Origin of the sequence: Cohnella sp. AR92, from assembly GCF_003990975.1 — a bacterium.
In the GTDB taxonomy this organism is placed as follows: Bacteria; Bacillota; Bacilli; order Paenibacillales; family Paenibacillaceae; genus Cohnella.
Genome location: NZ_RZJR01000004.1, coordinates 28718 through 46149, shown reverse-complemented (window position 1 = coordinate 46149; position 17432 = coordinate 28718). Strand labels below are relative to the sequence as shown.

The following is a 17432-nucleotide window of genomic DNA, read 5'->3' as shown; positions in this document are numbered from 1 at the left end:
CGCATGTCCACCCCGAAAATCGACGTCCAGGTAATCAGCTCAGGAATCCTGTCCGAGGACGTCCTCATGCTTGGGGAGTCTGTGATCAAGCAAGCCAAGATCCCGGTCCAGCAGCAGCTTGTGCTTCAATTCGGCTCCTTTAAGCAAACCGTTACCGTTTCGTCCGTCTCTCGCTACGATGGCTTGCGGATCAGCCACTCGCTGGCCCGCAGGATGGGGATCTCCTCCGGCACTCCGCTTCGGCTGCAGTATCGGTCGGCTTCGCGCACGCTCGCCCTAGGGCCTCTTATCGGCGTGTTGATTAGCCGCGATTATCCCGACCAGCTCGAGAAGCCGTTCGGAGCCATCACGATGTTCTGCCAGGAACTGGTTGATTCCTGCCGCAGCCAAGGCGCCTTCGTGTACTTCTTCACTCCCTCCGGCATTCAGGAGAACCTGAAGGGCGTACGCGGATGGGTGCTCGGCCCCGGCGGCTGGCGCCAATCCGATTTTCCCGCGCCGGACGTCGTGAACAACCGGTTGACCTCCCGCAAGCTTGAGAACCGTCCCATCGTCCAGCAATTCGTTTCGGAGATCAAGTACCGTTATGGCGCCATCATCTTCAACGAGAAGTTCCTTGACAAGTCGGAGGTGTTCGAGGCCCTTAAGCACGATGCCTCCTTGCTGAGGTATCTGCCCGAGTCCTATTCTTTGCGCAACTTCACGACGCTTAAGAGCATGTGCTCGCGCTATCCGGTCGTCTTCCTGAAGCCGGTAAGAGGCAGCCTCGGCAAAGGAATCATCCGCTTGAGCCGTTCGGGAGCGGAGGGATGGCAGGCCTCGTTCACCACGGCGGGCGGAACCCGCAAGGTCACTTATCCGAATCTGCTCAAGTTCTTCTCGGTCATCTCCGGCAAGATGAAGACGGTCCGTTACCTGGTCCAGCAAGGCTTGACCCTGATCGATTCGGGCGGCCGTCCGATCGACTTCCGGGCATTGACCCAGAAGAATTCGGCAGGCAAATGGGTTGTCACTTCGATCGTCGGCCGAACGGCGGGCAACCAGCATTATGTGTCGAACCTGGCGCGCGGGGGCACCCTCGCGACGGTGCGGGAGTCGATCGCAAGATCGAATCTTCCCTCCATCCATCGGGGAGACGCCGGCAGCAAGCTGAACCGCGCGGCGCTTGAGATCTCCCGCGGGATCGACACGCATATCCAGGCGCATTTCGGCGAGCTCGGGATCGACCTGGCGATCGACACCTCCGGCAGAGTCTGGCTGCTCGAAGTGAATTCCAAGCCGTCCAAGAACGATAACACCCCACTAAACGAAGGGAAAATCCGCCCGTCGGTGCGGATGATGATTCAATATGCCCGTTTTCTCTCCGGTTTCTAAAGGGTCGTTCTTGACGAGAGAGCGGCTCCGGGACGTTCCGGCCCCTCCTGAAGGAGACGGCCCCGCGCTCTCACTTGGAATCGCCGTTTGCGAGAGAGGAGGATATCCCCCTTTCGCGGAAGCGGCTTTCATCCGACGGCTCGTTGCCGCCGGTCCTAAGCATGGCTTGCGCGTTTTCGCATTCGCTCCATGGACTCTCGACGAGGAGCAAGGCACCGTATTCGCCTGGAGCTCCCGGGGCGCCGAATGGAGACGGGAGACTCTTCCCGCTCCAAGCCTCGTCTACGATCGGGCGTGGCCCGGCGACGCAAGAGAACGCCGCCTCTATCGAGAGGGGCTTCGGCAGCTGCTGAGGAGCAGGCCTAAGGTTCGGCTGATGAACGGACGGCTTCCCGGCAAGCTCGATGTCTACCGCAGCTTGAGGCAGGAGTCTCGTTTAGCCGGCCTATTGCCTCCGACGAAACCCTATGAAGGGACGATCGCTCTGCGAGACTGGCTTGCCGAGCACCACGGCGCCGCCTTTCTTAAGCCTTCTCACGGCTCCAAAGGACGCCGGGTCATCGCCGTGGCCCGGCATGCGGAAGAACCGGAGATGCTGCGCATTCAAGGACGCAATGCCGCCAATGTCCCTTTTCACCTCGCGAGAATCCCGGAAGAGGAAGCCTTTAGCCGCATCGACAAGGCGATCGGGTCTCGCGCTTATCTCATGCAGCCCATGCTTGATTTAAGAGGAACGAGCGGAGAGCCCTTCGACATCCGAGCGCTCATGCAGAGAAACGGCAGCGGCCGATGGGCGGTCGCGGGAATCGCGGCGCGCTGCGGCAGGGCGCATAGCGTGACGGCGAATCTTCACGGCGGCGGCAAGGCTCGCCGCGCGAAGGATTATCTGACCGTTCTGTTCGGCCGAGAGCAAGCCGATCGCTTGCACGAAGAGCTGATCGAAGCGTCGGGAGACGTGATCGATTGCCTTGAAAGCAAATACGGAAGGTTCTCCGAGCTTGGACTCGACTTCGGAATCGAACGTTCAGGAAGACTCTGGTTCTTGGAAGCGAACACCAAACCCGGGCGCGCCTCCATGGCGTGCGCAGGCGAATCCGCGGCTGCCGATGCCGTCGATCGTCCGCTTGCTTACGCCCGATATATCCTGCTTCGACCACCTGGGAGGGTATTTCATGAGTTTGACCCAATGTAACGTTCACTTCACGCAACAAGCGGAGCGAGTCGTATGGTTCTCCAGCCCCCTTGCGAAGCTTCTCAACCTTAACGGGCGCAAATCGATCAACGTCAAGCTCGGGCGGGACATCGTTCCCGCAGCCGTCAAGACCGTCAAGAGGAGCGGCCACCACGTCTTCCTCTCCGCCGGCTTGCGCCGCTCCGTCCGCATACCGAAGTCCGGCAAGATCTATATCGCCAACGCCAACAGCGAAGAGGTCCAGCTCGGGCCGCTGATCGGCATTCTGACCGATAGCAGCGTTCGTTCCGCCGGCGCCCCGTTCGGCGTGAGAACCTCCTTCGTGAAGCAACTGCTCCAACTGGGCCAGAAGAAAGCCTACTTCTTCGCCTTCACCCCGAGGGATATCGATTGGCAGGAAGAGACGGTGAACGGTTGGTTCCTCGACGGCGGAGGCGGCTGGATTCGCAAGGTCGTCCCTCTTCCCGATGTCGTCTACAACCGGCTGCCGAGCCGCAGGGCGGAGACCGGCGCGGCGATCACTACGCTGAGGGAACGGTTCGTTCGGCGGAAGATTCCGTTCTTCAACTGGAGCTTCTTCAACAAATCGGACGTATACAGCCTTCTGGACAAAGATCCCGAGGCGCTTCGTCATCTCCCGGAATCGATCAACAACCCGGAGCCGGAGCAAATCAAAGAGCTGCTGGAGAAGCATCATTTTCTCTATTACAAGCCGACGGGCGGCAGTCTCGGCAACGGGATCTACCGGTTGACCTACCATCCCCGCAGGGGCTACTTCGCCCGGTATCGGCGCAGCGGACAGAACGTTCTGCTCCGGTTCTCGAACTTCGGCAGCTTGATGCGAATGCTTAGAGGAAGGCACGGAAGCGCCCTGAGCGGCTATGTCGTCCAGCAGGGCATCCGTCTGATGGAGATCGACAATTGTCCGATCGACTTCCGGTTTCATATGCACAAGGACGGCAACAACGATTGGGTCGTTGCCGGGATCGGAGCCAAGAAGGCCGGACGCGGAAGCGTGACGACCCATATCAAGAACGGCGGCTCGCTCATGACGCCGGAGCAAGCGCTAGGAAGGACGTTCGGCGATCGGGCGGGCGAGGTTCTGGATAACGCCAAGACCGTCGCGATCCGCCTGTCGGAGGCGATCGAACGCAACTATTCCCATACGCTCGGCGAGCTGGGGCTCGACATCGGGATCGACCGGGACGGAGACGTCTGGATGTTCGAAGCGAACGCTAAGCCAGGACGCTCCATCTTCAAGCATCCGGCGTTGAAGGAGCAGGGCAAGGCGTCCATGCAGTATATTCTGGACCACTGCCTGTACCTGAGCAAATTCCGCAGGAAGGATGAGTCGTCATGAATCCGATTCTCCCCTCCCCGGAGATTCTTGTCCATGCCAACCATAGCTTCGGGGAGAAGCCGATTCTGGCCATTCTTACGATCGATGACGATGTCCAGGATTTTCGAGGCAATCGGCAGAACTTCGCGGATCTAATCGCCACGGGGGAGAAAATGGGCTTCATGACTTATGTCGTTACCGTGAAGCACCTTAAATTAAGCAGGCCGATCGTTCTTGGCTACACGTACAGCAAGAGCGAAGGCATCTGGAACAGCGCTTATTATCCTCGCCCGGACGTGGTTTACAACCGGATCCCTCTGCGTGAAGACGAGATGCTTCCCCGCGTGCGCAAGAAGCTGATCTCGATCGCCAAGAACCCGAACGTCCAGCTCTTCAACCGACGTTTTTTCAATAAGTGGTCTTTGTTTCAATGGCTGAACGATTCCAAGCTGACCCGCCCCTTCATCCCGGAGACGAGGAAGCTGACCGAGATCGCGGTGCTCTCCAGCCTGCTGAAGCGCCATTCTCTCCTCTATCTGAAGCCCGTAAGGGGCAAAGCCGGAGTCGGCATCATGTCTCTCAAGATTCAGCCGGAGAGAAACCTTCCCTATACTTTGCAGATTCAAGAAGAGAAGGGCAGCCGAACGTTCCGCAGCTCGACGTTGTCTAGATTATGGAACCGGATCCTGAAGCAGTCCAACTCCATCGGGGAGCCTTATATCGCCCAGCAAGGCATCGCCCTTGCTTCCGTGAACGAGAGACCGTTCGATCTTCGCGCGCTGATCCAGAAGAACGAATTCGGCCAATGGGAACTGACGGGGATCGGAGCAAGGGTTGCCGGCGATACCAGCATTACGACTCATGTGCCTCGGGGAGGCTACATCGAAGAGCCGGAGAAGCTGCTCGTCTCCGTATTCGGCCAAGACAAAGCCCGCAAGGTTCTGAATAAGGTCAAGAATACCGCCTTGATCCTGGCTCGCCAGATCGAGAGATCCTCCAAGCACAAGGCCGGCGAGATGTCGATGGACCTAGGCGTGGACGCCACCGGCCAGGTGTGGTTCTTCGAAGCCAATTCCAAGCCGATGAAGTTCGACGAGCCGCATATCCGCAAGAAGTCTCTCGAGCAGATCTTCAACTACAGCCAATATCTTCATTCGACCGCGCTTCAGCAGCAAGGCAGCACGCCAACGTAACGCATCTGCCTACAGCCCGTATTCGGCATAGAGGTGACAAGGTTGACGCAACCTGTGCTAGGCATTCTGACCCTATATCTCAACGATAACAAGGTTCTGGAAGAGAAGAGCGTCTATGAGAAAATGATCGCGGCCGCCGCCAAGATGGGGCTGGACGCCTTCGTCTTCACTCCCGACGACGTGGAGGATCGGAGCGCCCGCATTCACGCGATGGTCTATCAACCCGACACCCGGAGCTGGAGCCGGCGCTGGGTGCGGTTCCCTCACCTGATTTACGACCGCTGCCGCATCCAGCGAAGCAGGCGGTTCGAGCAGCTTCTCGCTTTCCGGAAGAAGTATTCTCATCTTACGTTCTTGAACCGTCCGCTGCGCAACAAGTGGACCGTTTATCGCACTCTCTCGAAGGTCTCTTCCTTCCGCGACCACTTGCCCGTCACCCGGCTCTATCAATCGTTCGAGGACGTCTCGGCCATGCTGGTCAAGTTCCCTCTCCTCTACGTGAAGCCGATCAACGGCACGGGAGGGCGCGGCATCCTGCGGATCGAGAAGCAGAAGAACGGAACTTATCTTCTTCAAGGAAGAGATCACAAGAGGAAGATCGTCAATCCCAGGCAGGTGTCCCGCCAGAGCCTTGCCGCCGAATTGTCGGAATGGGATATGAACGGGGATAAATATATCGTGCAGCAAGGACTGAACATCAAGCTGCCGGGCGGCAGGGTGCACGATTACCGCATGCTCGTGCAGAAGAACGGCTCCGGAGAATGGGAAGTGACCGGCTGCGCCGGCCGCGTCGGTCCGGCCCGCAGCATCACCTCCAATCTGCACGGCGGCGGAAGAGCCGCTCCGATGAACTCCCTGCTTCGCCTCTGGATCGACAACGACGCCAAGATCTCCCAGATTCGGGAGACCGCCGAGTCCTTCGGAATCCGCGTCGCGAAGCATCTCGAAGCGTCGTACAGCGCGCTTTGCGAGCTTGCCCTCGATCTCGCGATCGACCGCAGCGGCCGAGTCTGGCTGCTGGAGGTCAACCCCAAGCCCTCTCGCGAGGTATTCATCCGGGCAGGCGAGCGCGAGGTTTACCGCCGCGCCATCACCCGCCCCCTTGAATATGCCCTTTGGCTATACCGGGAGAAAAAAGCGGACCGCCAGAACCGCTCCGAGTCCCGCTCCCGCTCGCGCTCCTCCCACGAGTCGCGCAGCCCGGAGAACGTCTCGCAGCAGGATATGCGCTCCTGGTACGACGAGCTCTTGGACGGAACCGATTAAACGGCGCGAGAACGCCACGAAAGCCCGCAAGCCATCGTTCCGATTCCGGAACGGGCTCGCGGGCTTTCTATTGCTTGCAGTCTTACTTGGCTTCTGCCGACTCGACGAGCCGGAGCAGCTCCCGGAAGTCCCCGATGACCGCATCCGATCCTTCCAGCTCCCCGTCTTTGCGGAAGCCCGCGTAATCGCAGCCGACGACGAACAGCCCATTGCGCTTGCCCGCGTCCACGTCCGAAGAACGGTCTCCGACCATCCAGGCGGAGCGAATCCCGTGCTTATCCAGCAGAATCCGCACCAATTCCGCCTTGGTTGCCGTCTGGTATTCTCCCGCGCTGTAGAAACCTTCGAACAACGTTCCGATTCCCCGCAGACGCGGCACTTCTTTCACGTAGCTCTCCAGCCCGTTGCTCGCCACGAACAAACGGATTCCTTTGTTCTTCAACGCTTGAAGCGTCTCCTCTACCCCTTCGTACAGCACTCCGATGCCGGCTTCCAGATCCTCCAGCTCGTACTTAAGCAGCAGCTCGTTCGCCCGGGCATGCGCCTCCGGCGATCCGTCCGGCATGACCCGCTGCCAGATATGCTCGAGAAGCATCCCGAGCGCTCCAAGCAGTCTCTCAAGAGGCGGTTCTTCCTTCGTATAGAGCTTCTCTTCGCGAAGCGTATCGAAGACTCGGGTATGAACCGTCGCGAGCAGCGATTCCGTCTGGAACAGCGTGCCGTCCAGATCGAACAGCATCGCCTCGGGAACGTATAGAGTATCCTTATTCAATGAGTGGGCGTTTGTCATGGCTGTTTCCTCTCCTGCCGCCTATATTTTCCTCCCATCATAACGAACAAGGACCGAAAAAGGCAACCTTCGGGCGCTTCGGATCGTCTATCCCTGTGTTGCCGCCTGGCATGATTCGGCAGAATTCTCCGCGATTCGCTCTCGTTCGCTCGAATCCGGCAAACGGACAGGCCATTTGCGCCAGGTTGTGCTACAATAAACTTTCATTATCGGTTTTGCCGAAATACGAGGTGGTTTGTTGTTATGAGTAATTCTTCTTCCCTTCCCAGATTAGCGCCGGCCCCGGACCATGCTTCCGAGCAGTTGACCCCGCGCCGCGCACCCAAGAAATCGATCGTTCCCTTCCTCCTACTATGGATCGTTCTGATCGGCGCCGGCGCCGCCGGAGCCTACCTGTATACCGAGCACTTGAAGGAACAAATCTCCAGCGATCTGCAAGCGCAGACCGCCAAGCAGATCGAGACGATGCAGCAGGACTACCGGCAGCGCCTGGACAGCCTGCAAGCCAGCTATAAGGAGGAGATGACGGATCTGTCATCGAAGGTCGAATCCTTGAATGAGCTTCTGACCTTCAATCAGGATAACGTGAACGATAAGACCGACAACAGCAACAAGCTGTATACGCAGATCGCCGAGCTGAAGAAGCAGATCGACGCCCTGAAGAAGAATCTGGACGTGCTCAAATGATAAGCACGGTCCAACGCTTCAATCGGACGCTGCTGCTTGCCTGCGCCCCCTTCATCGGTCTGCTGATCTGGATTCTATCGGTCCAATTCTCCGTCCAGGCCCCGGAGATCGAGAGGACGGACGATTCGGCCGCCAAGCTGCCGTCGCTGGCCGAGAGCGCCGCTCCCGTCTTGGACGAGCTGAATCAAGCCGAGATTATTGCCAAGGAAATATCGTCTTCCATGAAGAAAGTATCCGAGCTTTATGCCAAGACGAACAACAGCATGAGCTCGATCATGTCCACGGCGAAGGCTCAAGTGAACAGGCCGGCTCTCATCTACGACAAGAGAATCACGAGCCGGTTGGGTACGGTTGCCGACTCCGTCACCTCGGACAAGCTCACCGCCCAGCTATTCCGGATCCAAGCCCAGAACTTCAGCGGTTACGCGCTCAAGGTCAAGCTGAAGAGCAACGGAGCCATGAACATGGCGCTGGGCAAGGACAAGTTCGGCGGCTCCGAGACGACGCTCGCAGCGGTCAAGCGTACGGGCGCCGTCGCCGGGGTCAACGCCGGAGGCTTCGCCGACTCGAAGGGCAAGCGTTACCCGCTCAGCACGACGGTCGTGAACGGCAAGTACGTGAGCGGCTTCGAAGCGAGCTACAACGATCTGTTCTTCGTCGGGCTGAACGATCGGATGGAACTCATCGGCGGCGTGTTTAACAGCCAAGCCCAGCTTGACCGTTTGAACCCCAAATTCGGCGCCTCCTTCGTGCCGATGCTGCGCAAGAACGGCGTGAATCTCGCGATTCCGTTCAAGTGGCAGACGAGCCCGAATCGCGCTCCGCGCACGATCGTCGCTAACTATAAGGACGACCAACTGCTCTTCCTGGTCATCGACGGCCGCGACGAGAACGGAAGCTCGGGGGCTACGCTGGCGGAGATACAGATGCTGCTGACCCGTTACGGGACGATTGACGGCTATAACCTCGATGGCGGCGGCTCTTCCGCCCTTGTGTTCAAGGGAAGGGTCGTGAACAGTCCGTCGGACGGCCAGCTTCGCCCTCTCGCGACGAATTTCTTGTTCTTCCAATAAAGGCGAAGGCCGGTTCGGACAGCGCCTTCCCATCAAGAAAGGTCCCCGCAGATTGGACGTTTAAGCAACGTCCAATCTGCGGGGACCTTCTTCTTTATCTATCGGGATCGGTCAGGAAAGTCGTCAGCTCCATATGCGTTACTTTGTCTTCCGATAAGCTCAGAATAAGCGTCGGGGTATGGAAGCCCTCGCTCTCGGTCATTCCTGTTATCCATAGCGTATAGAGACCTTGGGCTGCTGTACTTTCGCTCTGTACCGCCTCCGGATAAGCGGCGAGGATCTCCTTCCTCGTGCTGCCGATACCGATGCTGTTCCGGCTCCTCATCTTGGAGGCGGAGTTTAGCTTAATGGCGTCCACTCCTCCAGCCGGCTCCTTTTCTCCTGTGCGATAGAAACTGACGGACAGGTCTCTCTCCTCGTACGTCCACCAGATATCCGGGCTCCCTCCGCCCCCGTTCTGAAAGCTCGAGGGTTCGCCCAGGATCCCTCGGACTTGGTCTTGGCTGTCGCCGATGCGGATACCGGCTATCGAGACGTTCTCGTTCGTAAGAGGGCCGGGACCGGCTTCTTTCCCATTCCGAACGATTCGGATCGGGGCCTCCTCGACCCGCCTGGCCGGATCGGCCTTTACCGCTTCGATCTCGCCGTTCGAGCATCCGGCAAGCAGCGCGCTTAGAAGCACGCCAAGCAAAACGGCCACCCCCACTGCCTTCTTCACCGATAAATACCTCCAATCTTATTAACCAATAAGACGGAACAATTGGAAAAAAGTTGCTGGGCGAAAAAGGCCCATCCTATCAGCATCCGCTTACAGCATGCAGCTATCGTCTAGCTATGATGAACGTAAAACAAAAACAGCCCCGTATTTGCTTCAAGTCGTAGGTTAAAAATGGAGAGTATCAACACACCATTTTCAGAGCTACAAGCAAAAGGAGCTGCTACTATGCATTCTGCCACAAAATACGTCGGTTTAGATGTCTCCAAAGAAAAAATTTCCGTTGCTATCGCGGATGCTGGGCGCGAGGCGCCGCGATACTACGGCACCATCGCTCACACACCTGCTGCGATTCGTAAACTCATTAAAGAACTGGGGCCAGCGGATAGTTTAACCTTCTGTTATGAGGCTGGACCCACTGGCTTTGAAACGCATCGCTGGATTGAATCCATGGGTGCTAGCTGCACCGTTATTGCTCCCTCTCTCATCCCAAAACGCGCTGGAGATCATGTGAAAACAGACCGCAGAGACGCCGAGCAATTGGCACGTCTTTTCCGTGCAGGCGAACTGACGGCCGTTCACGTGCCATCGAGAGAAGATGAAGCTTTGCGCGACCTTGTTCGCACTCGCGAAGCTGCAAGAGAAGATATTCACAGGGCCAGGCAGCGGTTGCTCAAGTTCCTGCTTCGGCATCAAATCCATCCGCCAACCACAATCAAACGCAGGTGGACCAAGAAGTATCGGGAATGGCTGGCACGGCTCACCTTCGAGCACATCGCCCTGCAAATTGCTTTTACGGAAATGCTGCATGCACTGGAAGAAGTAGAACAACGCATAGCGCGGATTGAAAAAGTGCTTTTCGAACAGGCAACCATAGGAGCGAAAGCGCCAATCATTCAAGTGCTTCAGTCTTTGCGTGGGGTAGGGCTTCTAACGGCAATCACCATCGCCGCAGAGATCGGCACATTCGCTCGGTTTCGTTCTCCCGTTCAGCTTATGGCTTACTTGGGACTGGTTCCTCGCGAGTATTCCACTGGACAGCGCACACGCCGGGGAGGCATGACCAAGGCGGGCAACGGACACTTGCGACGCACGTTGATTGAATCGGCTTGGAGTTACCGTCACCGTCCGGCGATTAAGGGTGAGCTTGTAAAGCGTTTGGATGGATTATCTGCTGAAGTACAGCAGTTGTCTTGGAGAGCGCAGGAACGGCTTCACCGTAAATATCGGCATCTGGTATTCGGAAAGAACAAGCAGAAAAATGTAGCCATTGGGGCTGTGGCACGGGAATTGACCGGCTTTATATGGGCAATAGCTCGAACGGTTGAGAAGCCAACAGCCGTGTAATTCCCCCTTCCGTCCCCTAAAGGGGATACGCAGGGGACGTCGCCCCCTGCACCCCCACACTCGCCGTGTCGCATCTTCCAACAGCAAGCTGTTGGAAGGAATGACAGTGTTCCGTATAGAGAACCGCTTGTCAAGGAATGCGCTTGACAAGCTCCCGCTCGAGCATTAGGCCCAGGAGCAAATGGAAGGTTTCAGGAGAGAATTCGCGTTTTCCGTTTGCACTAGACGAGGATTCGTCGAACGTGCGTTTCTAGCTAGCGCTTGCTCTCCCTGACGAAGGCATAAAATGTGGTAACCAACCCACGGATAGCAGCGTGCCAACCGTCGCTCGCATATTTGCTCCTGTGCCTAGTGCTTGAGTAAAAACAGAACAAATACGAAGGGCTTGACTAAAACGTTCATAGCAACGGAAGTGACAGCCCCTTTTTCGCTCGAAAAGGGGCTAATACGAATTCTTACGGAGATGAGCGACGCTTAAACGTATTTTTAGCCTCGACAAGAGGGGGTATTGCCAAAATACCGGATGGGAATGGAAAAAGACCCCCGCGTTAAGCAGGAGCCCCATTCCATACTTGATAGTCTCGTTCCGTTCTCTCAAGATACTTTAAACGGCTTGCCGAACGCGTAATGCTCGTCTTCCCCGTAGTACATGTGAATGGTGATCGTGTATTGCTCCGCCTTCGGGAACGTGTAGGAGACGACATAGTTGTCCTCCTCGCGGGCGGCGTCGAGCAGTTGCGGAAGCGTGCTGTTCGAATTGATCTGGATCTGAACCTTCGCTTCCTTGTCTTTGTATTTATCGTTATCGACCTCGACGATCAGCTTCGTCTCCGCGCCTGCGGCCGCGGCGGCCGGTTCGCTGGCAAGCGAGACCTCGTCGAACCTGAGCTTGCTCTCTCCGTTCCCGCAGCCCGCCAGCCAGAATATCGCAACGAGCATGAGCAGCGGCAGCGCTGCCCTTCTCGGCCATCGTCCTCTTCTGTCTTCGCCATGTTGAATCATTCGCGCTTTTCTCCTTCCGCCAACAGGAGCCCCGTTGCTATTCTCCTTCTCATCATACCGAAAAATGACGGCAAACGGTTGGCTTATTCGAGCATCAATTGCGTCCATTCGGTTACGACCCGATGGGAAGTCTGTGACAATTCCCGATGCAGCAAGCAAAAAATGCTTTCGGCGTCATTAGATGCCGATAAGATCATTTCCTAATACACCGAAAGAAAAAAGCCCCGCTCGCCTAATGGCGAACGGGGCCCTTCCCCGGTCTATTGCCGCTTCCGATGGCTTCACGCTTCCATTCGCGGCTTATCCGGCCGGCAATCGGGAGCGGGAACCAGACCGATTCGGGCTAATTTGGTTAAGTAATAGCATTCCTCCCGCATCATATGATCCGGCATCAACGGGCTGATCCTATCCAACGCTTCGGCGGAAAGCTCCATCGCCTCCAGCTCGCCCAGGAACGCGACGAACAGCTTCATCTCGACATCGATCTCCGTATGGAACCTGCGGAACGCGGGGAAATCCTTAAGCCTCGTTCTCATGTAGCCCGCCATTTCGATGCTCTTCAGGTAGAGCTGCTCGAAGTGCATCTCGAATTGCTGGCTCGCCTTGATCATCCGCTTCTCCATGAAATCCAGATCCCCCGCGATCGAAGCGGCGTGGCCCGCCGCATCCGGCAGCCATAGAAAGTCGTGATGCAGCGCATCGAACTGCGGAACCGGCTTCCCTTCGACTAACGCGGAGAGGATGCGCAGATACTCTTCGAGCTCGTTGACCATATGATTGAGGAACGTGGGGGTAAACGAGATCGCGACTTGTCCGAGAATCGTTCTCCGAAGCAAATCAAGCTTGAACTCCCTGAAATTCAAGGTCAGCTCATAGGCCGGTCGGTCGATAGCTCCGCTCTCCTGCTCCGATGTCATTCGGCGGGCCTGCTCCAACAGGCTGTCGTAGGCCTGTTTAAAGGCTTCTGCCGCTTGGATATCGGTCTTCTCGGCCGGAGACAACGCGGAGAAGATGAATCGGCCATGGTCGCCCATGATCTGCAGCCAGAAACGATGCTCCTCCAGAGGGGAATCGCTCAAACGTTTCTATCTCCTTCCTGCAACCGCTATAGCTCGGCTTAGAAAACCTTCTTCTGTTCCCGGTCGGCTTTAAGGATCTCAACCGCTTCCTTAAAGCGCAACGAATGAACGATCTCCCGTTCCCTCAGGAATTTCAAGGCGTCTTGTATATCGACATCATCCGTATAATCGATCAGCCATTGATAAGTTGCGCGCGCTTTTTCTTCTGCCGCTATATCCTCGTACAAATCGGCAATGGGATCGCCTTTTGTATTTTTAGACTCAACAATTTCTTTAATAATCGAGTGCATAAAATGGAACTCCGTAGAAGTCAAGAAGGGTGATAGCAACATCTAGAGGAGTTGCACAAACGTTTCGTTCGTAATAACTAATTTTCCTTGCAGAGATTTTAACATGCATAGAAACTTCATTCAGACTTAAATTTCGAAGGAGCCTCGCTGATCTCAATGTGATCTTAGTGATTGGCCATAACTCCCCCATACCTTGTTCCCACCTTTGATGGTATAATGTACCTGCGAAATCTGCGAAAGGAGATAAAACATTGGCATACTCCCGAGGGAGATGCCTGCTTCAAGACTGGCTAGACATTCGTGGGTTGTCACAAACCGATTTTGCAATTCGTTCCGGATGGTCCAAGAGGATGGTATCCCACTTTTGCAATCGCACTAGATTGATGAGTGTCGAGGCGATGTACACAGCATCTCGTATCCTTGGATGCAACATGGAGGAATTGTACGAATGGCAGACAGAATGAGCGGGTATTGCGGACAAACCGCACTCCCCTGGGTCATTGGGAACGCCGGCGTTCCCAAATAAATTGTAAACCAAATAAATGGTCGAAAGCTGTCGAACTATGTATCCGTTAAGCTTTCAATGATATGGAATTATATCCCTGTCATTTCTGTTACTTTTTACATCCTTCTTACTAAACCAACTGCCATGAAATCAGAGATATCCCAGCAAGTCGACGACTCTCCATTACGCCAGACCTCGACCCTTATCCCCTCTTCAAAACTCTCCATGTATCGTCTAAAGGCATCGATGAATACGGGAGTCACAAGGACATTGACGCCGCCGTGAATCACGACATAGATATCCCTCATGTCAGGCCTCCAGAGATCGGCAAGAATGCCTCCTGGATGTACTTGCCTAGCCTCACGCCTATCTCCGACTTAGCCAGGTCATGGGTAACGAAGAAATTCCCGTCGTATCCCCGACAGTTGTAATTGATGTATAGCGCGAAATCGGTGTTGTCTCCGTCCCATGTTTTAATCCTTCTGGCCCGCAGCTCCTTACGTACACCAATGTGATCCTGAAGCACCCGATCTATCACGAGCTCGATAGAACGTTTATAGAGCGTCTTTAGCGTGTCGGATGACCATTCCATTTCCTTTAGCTTCTTGTCGAGCATCTGAAGGATCAACGGAAGCAGGATAGCTTCTCTTACCAGGTACATCTCGTCTGCTGTTAGCTGGCCTGTGGCCGGTACTGGCACTTTACTCATGATGCCCTCCTAGTTGGCATGACGGCGAGGATACGGTCCAAGTTAAGTGTCCGGAACGCCTGCTTGTCGCAATCAAAGACGCGGGCGCTGCCGTCTCTCACGGAATGCACGGTGACGACCCGCTGCGACAACTCACCTTTGCCATCTTGGTAAATAACTTCTACGCGACGCCCGATAAACTTCTCGATGGACATTCCCGTTCGCCTCCAAATATAAGAACACGTGTTCTTGTTATATTTTGTATTATATATGCGAACTAGCGTTCTTATCAAGTTACAATAAGGAGCCACAGAAAACATCCATCTAACGATAAAATGATGTTTACTTTGTAATACAATTAGTGTATTATAAAGTTAACAGCAAGATACACGGAACACCAACAAGCCGGAGAAACCGGATGAGGCGAAAGGATGATTGCGATGTTAACGATTGATTACGGCACTGGTGTTGTACATACGGTTGAAGGCGATCTGAACGAAGCAAAAGTTGCTGCGCTGGAAGGGATGGCTTACACGCAACAAGACGTTAGAATCCTCGATGATAACGGCGCTGAAATCCTGATCTCCCGTTGGTATGGTGTAGAACCAGCCGAAGACGACGAAGTATTAACTCAGTTCGGCTCCTACGGCTTCTACTCGGAGTGGCAGGAGGGAAACTGATTCCGCCCCTTGCAGGCGTTGCGGAAGCCGCTGAGCTGCTCGGATGGTCTAAGCAACGTATCATCACGTACCTGGGTCGAGGCGTATTTCCTGCCCCGATCCAGCGTCTTGCAAGTGGGCCGATATGGTTTAGGAAACAGATTAATGAGTATCGGGATTCGAGGAACAATCGATGAGCAGAAGAATAGACATCACTGGTCAACGATTTGGTGATCTTGAAGTTATAGAATTAAGCAATGAACGGAATGAACACAAAACGAGATTGTGGAAATGTAAATGTCACGCCTGCGGAGAAATTACTTATGTGGCCGGTACAAGTTTGAGAGCGGGTTATTATAAAAGCTGCGGATGCATTCAACCACTTAAACGCGATTTAGGAGCTAAAAAGCATATAGAATCGGATAAAGTTGATGGAACGCGCAAAACCGCTCTTAAAGCCAAACTGCATAGCGGCAATAAGAGCGGACATAAAGGCGTCATATGGCTAGAAGATCGTCAGCAGTGGAAAGCTTATATCGGGTTCCAAGGAAAAACTATTCATCTGGGGTACCGAATCAGCAAGGAGGAAGCAATCGCATTGCGTGCTGAAGCTGAAGAAAAGTACCATCACCCGTATATCGAAGATGGGCAGGAATTGTAGCCTCGCTGCCTTTGAAAACAAAAAAAGCCCGAGAGCCGAAGCCCCCGGGCTGATCGTTAAGCGACAACGAATGTGAGCCATGCGAGATCAGATATCGTCAGCGTCCGCTTCTTGGCCTTCTCCAGCCAAGACACATCTTTAACCGTGCCGGTGTCGATCAATGCCTTTATCTTTGCCTCAACAATTCCCCATTGATATTCGGAAAGCTTCAATTCCTCTTCCTCCCCCGCGGCCCCAAGGCCGTCATATTTGGTTAAACCATTTGCCGTGACGATCGCCATGAGTTTGCTGGCGTAATCCGGATCGGTTGCATACCCGCAAGACTTAAGCGCCTGGCATTGCGTCAGCGGCGTCGTAGCCGCCCGTACAGCCGCATAGCGATCTTTGGTGAACAGCAGGTCTTGATCCTTGAAATAGTTGTAGATGGACGGATAGGCTCGCCAGTTGGCCGTCGTGTTGACCGTTTTGCCGCCGTATACCTCTTTGGTCGCCGTATTGACGCTGGAGCCGTCCCAGAATGCCGTGGGCTTGCCGCTCCCGACCTTGTAGCCGCCGAGGTTGTTCCAGCTCGGCACGCTGCCGCCTGTCTCTAGCCATGCTTGAGCAATCCGGACGGAAGGCAGCAGCCGGCCGCCCTCCTTGTGGACCTGCATTACGATCGGAGCGATAAGCGCGATAAAGGCGTCTTTGGCGTATTTCTTATAGGTAGCCATCACGCTTCCCCCTTCTGCTTCAGTACCGCGATGATCTGCCTCAGCTTGTCCGGCATCGGCAGCCCGATCCGGCCGTAATTCTCCGTCACGGATACGAGCTCATTCGCGATGTAGAAATAGATCGCGCCGCCCATGACCACCTCGCTGCCGAGTAGAACATCCACTCGATAGCTCAGGATGATGACCAGGAGCATTAAGCCCTTCTTCGCCAGTCCCGCAGCTCCAACCGCTGAGTTAAGGCCGCGTCCCTCCCGGATCGAGGCATACATGCCGCTAACGATGTCGATCGCGATGACGGTTAACAGGAACGTCAGCGACTCCGTCCAGTGTCCGAACGCAAACGTAATAAAAGCGCCGAGAATCCCGGCGCCTGCATTCACTATGGATTGCCAATTCATCTCAGATCAGCCCCTTTTATAAGATCAAGTCCTCTCGTCCCTGTTGTGTCAGGTAAGCGTCGATGCCCGCCTTTAGATCGGCCCGCTTACTGATGACGTATGCGTATCCGCCTTGAGCGTCAAAGGCCCCGTCGATAATCCTCTGAGCCATATATGCCGCCATTACAAGCCACCTCCAAGGATGAGATCGTCAAGAGCCGCTTGCATTAGATTCTGTCGTTCTTCTAGCTGAGCCATCTTCTCGGCTACGGTCGGATCAACCGACGCTTGCTCGATCTGCGCTCGCAGCTCCTCATCGATCAGGTACGCCGTTCCGTTCCAACGATAGTACCCAGCGTTGATCCCTGCAGGCAGGTGGGTAACCTCCAACTGCACAGCCGTATAACCGTCAAAAGGATATTCGATCGCGTCACGGATGATATTGCCGTCTAGTTGAAAATAAAATGTTCTCATTGTCCCAT

At 55.3% G+C, this 17432-nt stretch carries 23 protein-coding genes and 1 pseudogene; 11 read left to right on the top strand and 13 right to left on the bottom strand.

Annotation, left to right across the window (positions count from 1 at the left end; genetic code table 11):
- The first annotated feature begins 3 nt into the window (after window positions 1-3).
- The 5 genes from ELR57_RS07300 to ELR57_RS07280 are packed head-to-tail and all read left to right on the top strand — an operon-like array spanning window position 4 to window position 6364.
- Window positions 4-1374: a YheC/YheD family endospore coat-associated protein gene (locus tag ELR57_RS07300; RefSeq protein ID WP_126958376.1), complete on the top strand. Its 1371-nt coding sequence runs from the start codon at window positions 4-6 to the stop codon at window positions 1372-1374.
- A 10-nt stretch (window positions 1375-1384) separates the two neighbouring features.
- Window positions 1385-2566, top strand: coding sequence for a YheC/YheD family endospore coat-associated protein (locus ELR57_RS07295; RefSeq protein ID WP_158629954.1), 1182 nt, complete (start codon window positions 1385-1387; stop codon window positions 2564-2566).
- Window positions 2547-3926 carry a YheC/YheD family endospore coat-associated protein gene (locus ELR57_RS07290; RefSeq protein ID WP_126958374.1) on the top strand — a complete coding sequence of 460 codons (1380 nt, stop codon included), beginning with the start codon at window positions 2547-2549 and terminating at the stop codon, window positions 3924-3926. Before ELR57_RS07295 ends, ELR57_RS07290 begins: the two co-directional genes overlap by 20 nt.
- Window positions 3923-5098: a YheC/YheD family endospore coat-associated protein gene (locus tag ELR57_RS07285; RefSeq protein WP_126958373.1), complete on the top strand. Its 1176-nt coding sequence runs from the start codon at window positions 3923-3925 to the stop codon at window positions 5096-5098. Before ELR57_RS07290 ends, ELR57_RS07285 begins: the two co-directional genes overlap by 4 nt.
- 42 nt (window positions 5099-5140) lie before the next feature.
- Entirely contained in the window at window positions 5141-6364 is a 1224-nt protein-coding gene (locus tag ELR57_RS07280) for a YheC/YheD family endospore coat-associated protein (RefSeq protein WP_126958372.1), read from the top strand.
- An 82-nt stretch (window positions 6365-6446) separates the two neighbouring features.
- Here ELR57_RS07280 and ELR57_RS07275 read toward each other — a convergent pair whose 3' ends face one another.
- Complete coding sequence (locus tag ELR57_RS07275; protein ID WP_126958371.1) at window positions 6447-7154, bottom strand: HAD family hydrolase; 708 nt, start codon at window positions 7152-7154, stop codon at window positions 6447-6449.
- A gap of 243 nt (window positions 7155-7397) precedes the next feature.
- Here ELR57_RS07275 and ELR57_RS07270 point away from each other — a divergent pair, with 243 nt between their 5' ends.
- Both ELR57_RS07270 and ELR57_RS07265 read left to right on the top strand, forming a co-directional pair.
- The gene (locus tag ELR57_RS07270) at window positions 7398-7841 is read left to right on the top strand and encodes a type VI secretion system transmembrane protein TssO (protein ID WP_238162435.1); all 444 of its coding nucleotides are present in this window, start codon (window positions 7398-7400) and stop codon (window positions 7839-7841) included.
- Entirely contained in the window at window positions 7838-8914 is a 1077-nt protein-coding gene (locus tag ELR57_RS07265; protein ID WP_126958370.1) for a phosphodiester glycosidase family protein, read from the top strand. The genes ELR57_RS07270 and ELR57_RS07265 overlap by 4 nt, the downstream gene beginning before the upstream one ends.
- A 94-nt stretch (window positions 8915-9008) precedes the next feature.
- Here the strand turns inward: ELR57_RS07265 and ELR57_RS07260 are convergent, their stop codons facing one another.
- Window positions 9009-9632: a hypothetical protein gene (locus ELR57_RS07260; RefSeq protein ID WP_126958369.1), complete on the bottom strand. Its 624-nt coding sequence runs from the start codon at window positions 9630-9632 to the stop codon at window positions 9009-9011.
- Between the two features lie 171 nt (window positions 9633-9803).
- Here ELR57_RS07260 and ELR57_RS07255 point away from each other — a divergent pair, with 171 nt between their 5' ends.
- Window positions 9804-10976, top strand: a complete 1173-nt coding sequence (locus ELR57_RS07255; RefSeq protein WP_238162434.1) for an IS110 family RNA-guided transposase — start codon at window positions 9804-9806, stop codon at window positions 10974-10976.
- A 594-nt stretch (window positions 10977-11570) separates the two neighbouring features.
- Here ELR57_RS07255 and ELR57_RS07250 read toward each other — a convergent pair.
- From ELR57_RS07250 to ELR57_RS28585, 4 genes and pseudogenes are all read right to left on the bottom strand, one after another.
- A complete protein-coding gene (locus tag ELR57_RS07250; protein WP_126958368.1) occupies window positions 11571-11978 on the bottom strand; it encodes a hypothetical protein in 408 nt (135 codons plus the stop codon).
- Between the two features lie 281 nt (window positions 11979-12259).
- On the bottom strand, window positions 12260-13057 hold the full coding sequence (locus ELR57_RS07245) for a DUF2935 domain-containing protein (RefSeq protein ID WP_126958367.1): 798 nt from the start codon (window positions 13055-13057) through the stop codon (window positions 12260-12262).
- Window positions 13058-13095: 38 nt separating this feature from the next.
- Window positions 13096-13305 (bottom strand): annotated as a pseudogene (locus ELR57_RS07240) (manganese catalase family protein); the annotation flags it as partial.
- A 25-nt stretch (window positions 13306-13330) separates the two neighbouring features.
- A complete protein-coding gene (locus tag ELR57_RS28585; protein ID WP_370452226.1) occupies window positions 13331-13537 on the bottom strand; it encodes a helix-turn-helix domain-containing protein in 207 nt (68 codons plus the stop codon).
- A 61-nt stretch (window positions 13538-13598) separates the two neighbouring features.
- Between ELR57_RS28585 and ELR57_RS07235 the strand changes: the two genes are divergently transcribed.
- Window positions 13599-13811: a helix-turn-helix domain-containing protein gene (locus ELR57_RS07235; RefSeq protein ID WP_126958366.1), complete on the top strand. Its 213-nt coding sequence runs from the start codon at window positions 13599-13601 to the stop codon at window positions 13809-13811.
- A 157-nt stretch (window positions 13812-13968) separates the two neighbouring features.
- Here ELR57_RS07235 and ELR57_RS07230 read toward each other — a convergent pair whose 3' ends face one another.
- From ELR57_RS07230 to ELR57_RS07220, 3 genes are read right to left on the bottom strand one after another with little or no spacing between them, the layout of a single operon-like run.
- Entirely contained in the window at window positions 13969-14160 is a 192-nt protein-coding gene (locus tag ELR57_RS07230; protein WP_126958365.1) for a hypothetical protein, read from the bottom strand.
- Window positions 14157-14561, bottom strand: a complete 405-nt coding sequence (locus ELR57_RS07225) for a YhjD family protein (RefSeq protein ID WP_126958364.1) — start codon at window positions 14559-14561, stop codon at window positions 14157-14159. Before ELR57_RS07225 ends, ELR57_RS07230 begins: the two co-directional genes overlap by 4 nt.
- Window positions 14558-14755, bottom strand: a complete 198-nt coding sequence (locus ELR57_RS07220) for a hypothetical protein (protein WP_126958363.1) — start codon at window positions 14753-14755, stop codon at window positions 14558-14560. Before ELR57_RS07220 ends, ELR57_RS07225 begins: the two co-directional genes overlap by 4 nt.
- Window positions 14756-14971: 216 nt before the next feature.
- Here ELR57_RS07220 and ELR57_RS07215 point away from each other — a divergent pair, with 216 nt between their 5' ends.
- Together ELR57_RS07215 and ELR57_RS07205 are read left to right on the top strand one after the other, a co-directional pair.
- On the top strand, window positions 14972-15220 hold the full coding sequence (locus ELR57_RS07215) for a hypothetical protein (RefSeq protein WP_238162433.1): 249 nt from the start codon (window positions 14972-14974) through the stop codon (window positions 15218-15220).
- 172 nt (window positions 15221-15392) lie between these two features.
- Window positions 15393-15860: an HNH endonuclease gene (locus ELR57_RS07205; protein WP_126958362.1), complete on the top strand. Its 468-nt coding sequence runs from the start codon at window positions 15393-15395 to the stop codon at window positions 15858-15860.
- A gap of 56 nt (window positions 15861-15916) precedes the next feature.
- Here the strand turns inward: ELR57_RS07205 and ELR57_RS07200 are convergent, their stop codons facing one another.
- The 4 genes from ELR57_RS07200 to ELR57_RS07190 are packed head-to-tail and all read right to left on the bottom strand — an operon-like array spanning window position 15917 to window position 17424.
- Complete coding sequence (locus ELR57_RS07200) at window positions 15917-16573, bottom strand: glycoside hydrolase family 73 protein (RefSeq protein ID WP_126958361.1); 657 nt, start codon at window positions 16571-16573, stop codon at window positions 15917-15919.
- Window positions 16573-16971, bottom strand: coding sequence for a phage holin family protein (locus ELR57_RS07195; RefSeq protein ID WP_126958360.1), 399 nt, complete (start codon window positions 16969-16971; stop codon window positions 16573-16575). The genes ELR57_RS07200 and ELR57_RS07195 overlap by 1 nt, the downstream gene beginning before the upstream one ends.
- A 16-nt stretch (window positions 16972-16987) precedes the next feature.
- Window positions 16988-17134 carry a hypothetical protein gene (locus tag ELR57_RS28075; protein ID WP_192896540.1) on the bottom strand — a complete coding sequence of 49 codons (147 nt, stop codon included), beginning with the start codon at window positions 17132-17134 and terminating at the stop codon, window positions 16988-16990.
- The gene (locus ELR57_RS07190) at window positions 17134-17424 is read right to left on the bottom strand and encodes a hypothetical protein (RefSeq protein ID WP_126958359.1); all 291 of its coding nucleotides are present in this window, start codon (window positions 17422-17424) and stop codon (window positions 17134-17136) included. Before ELR57_RS07190 ends, ELR57_RS28075 begins: the two co-directional genes overlap by 1 nt.
- Window positions 17425-17432: the final 8 nt, after the last annotated feature.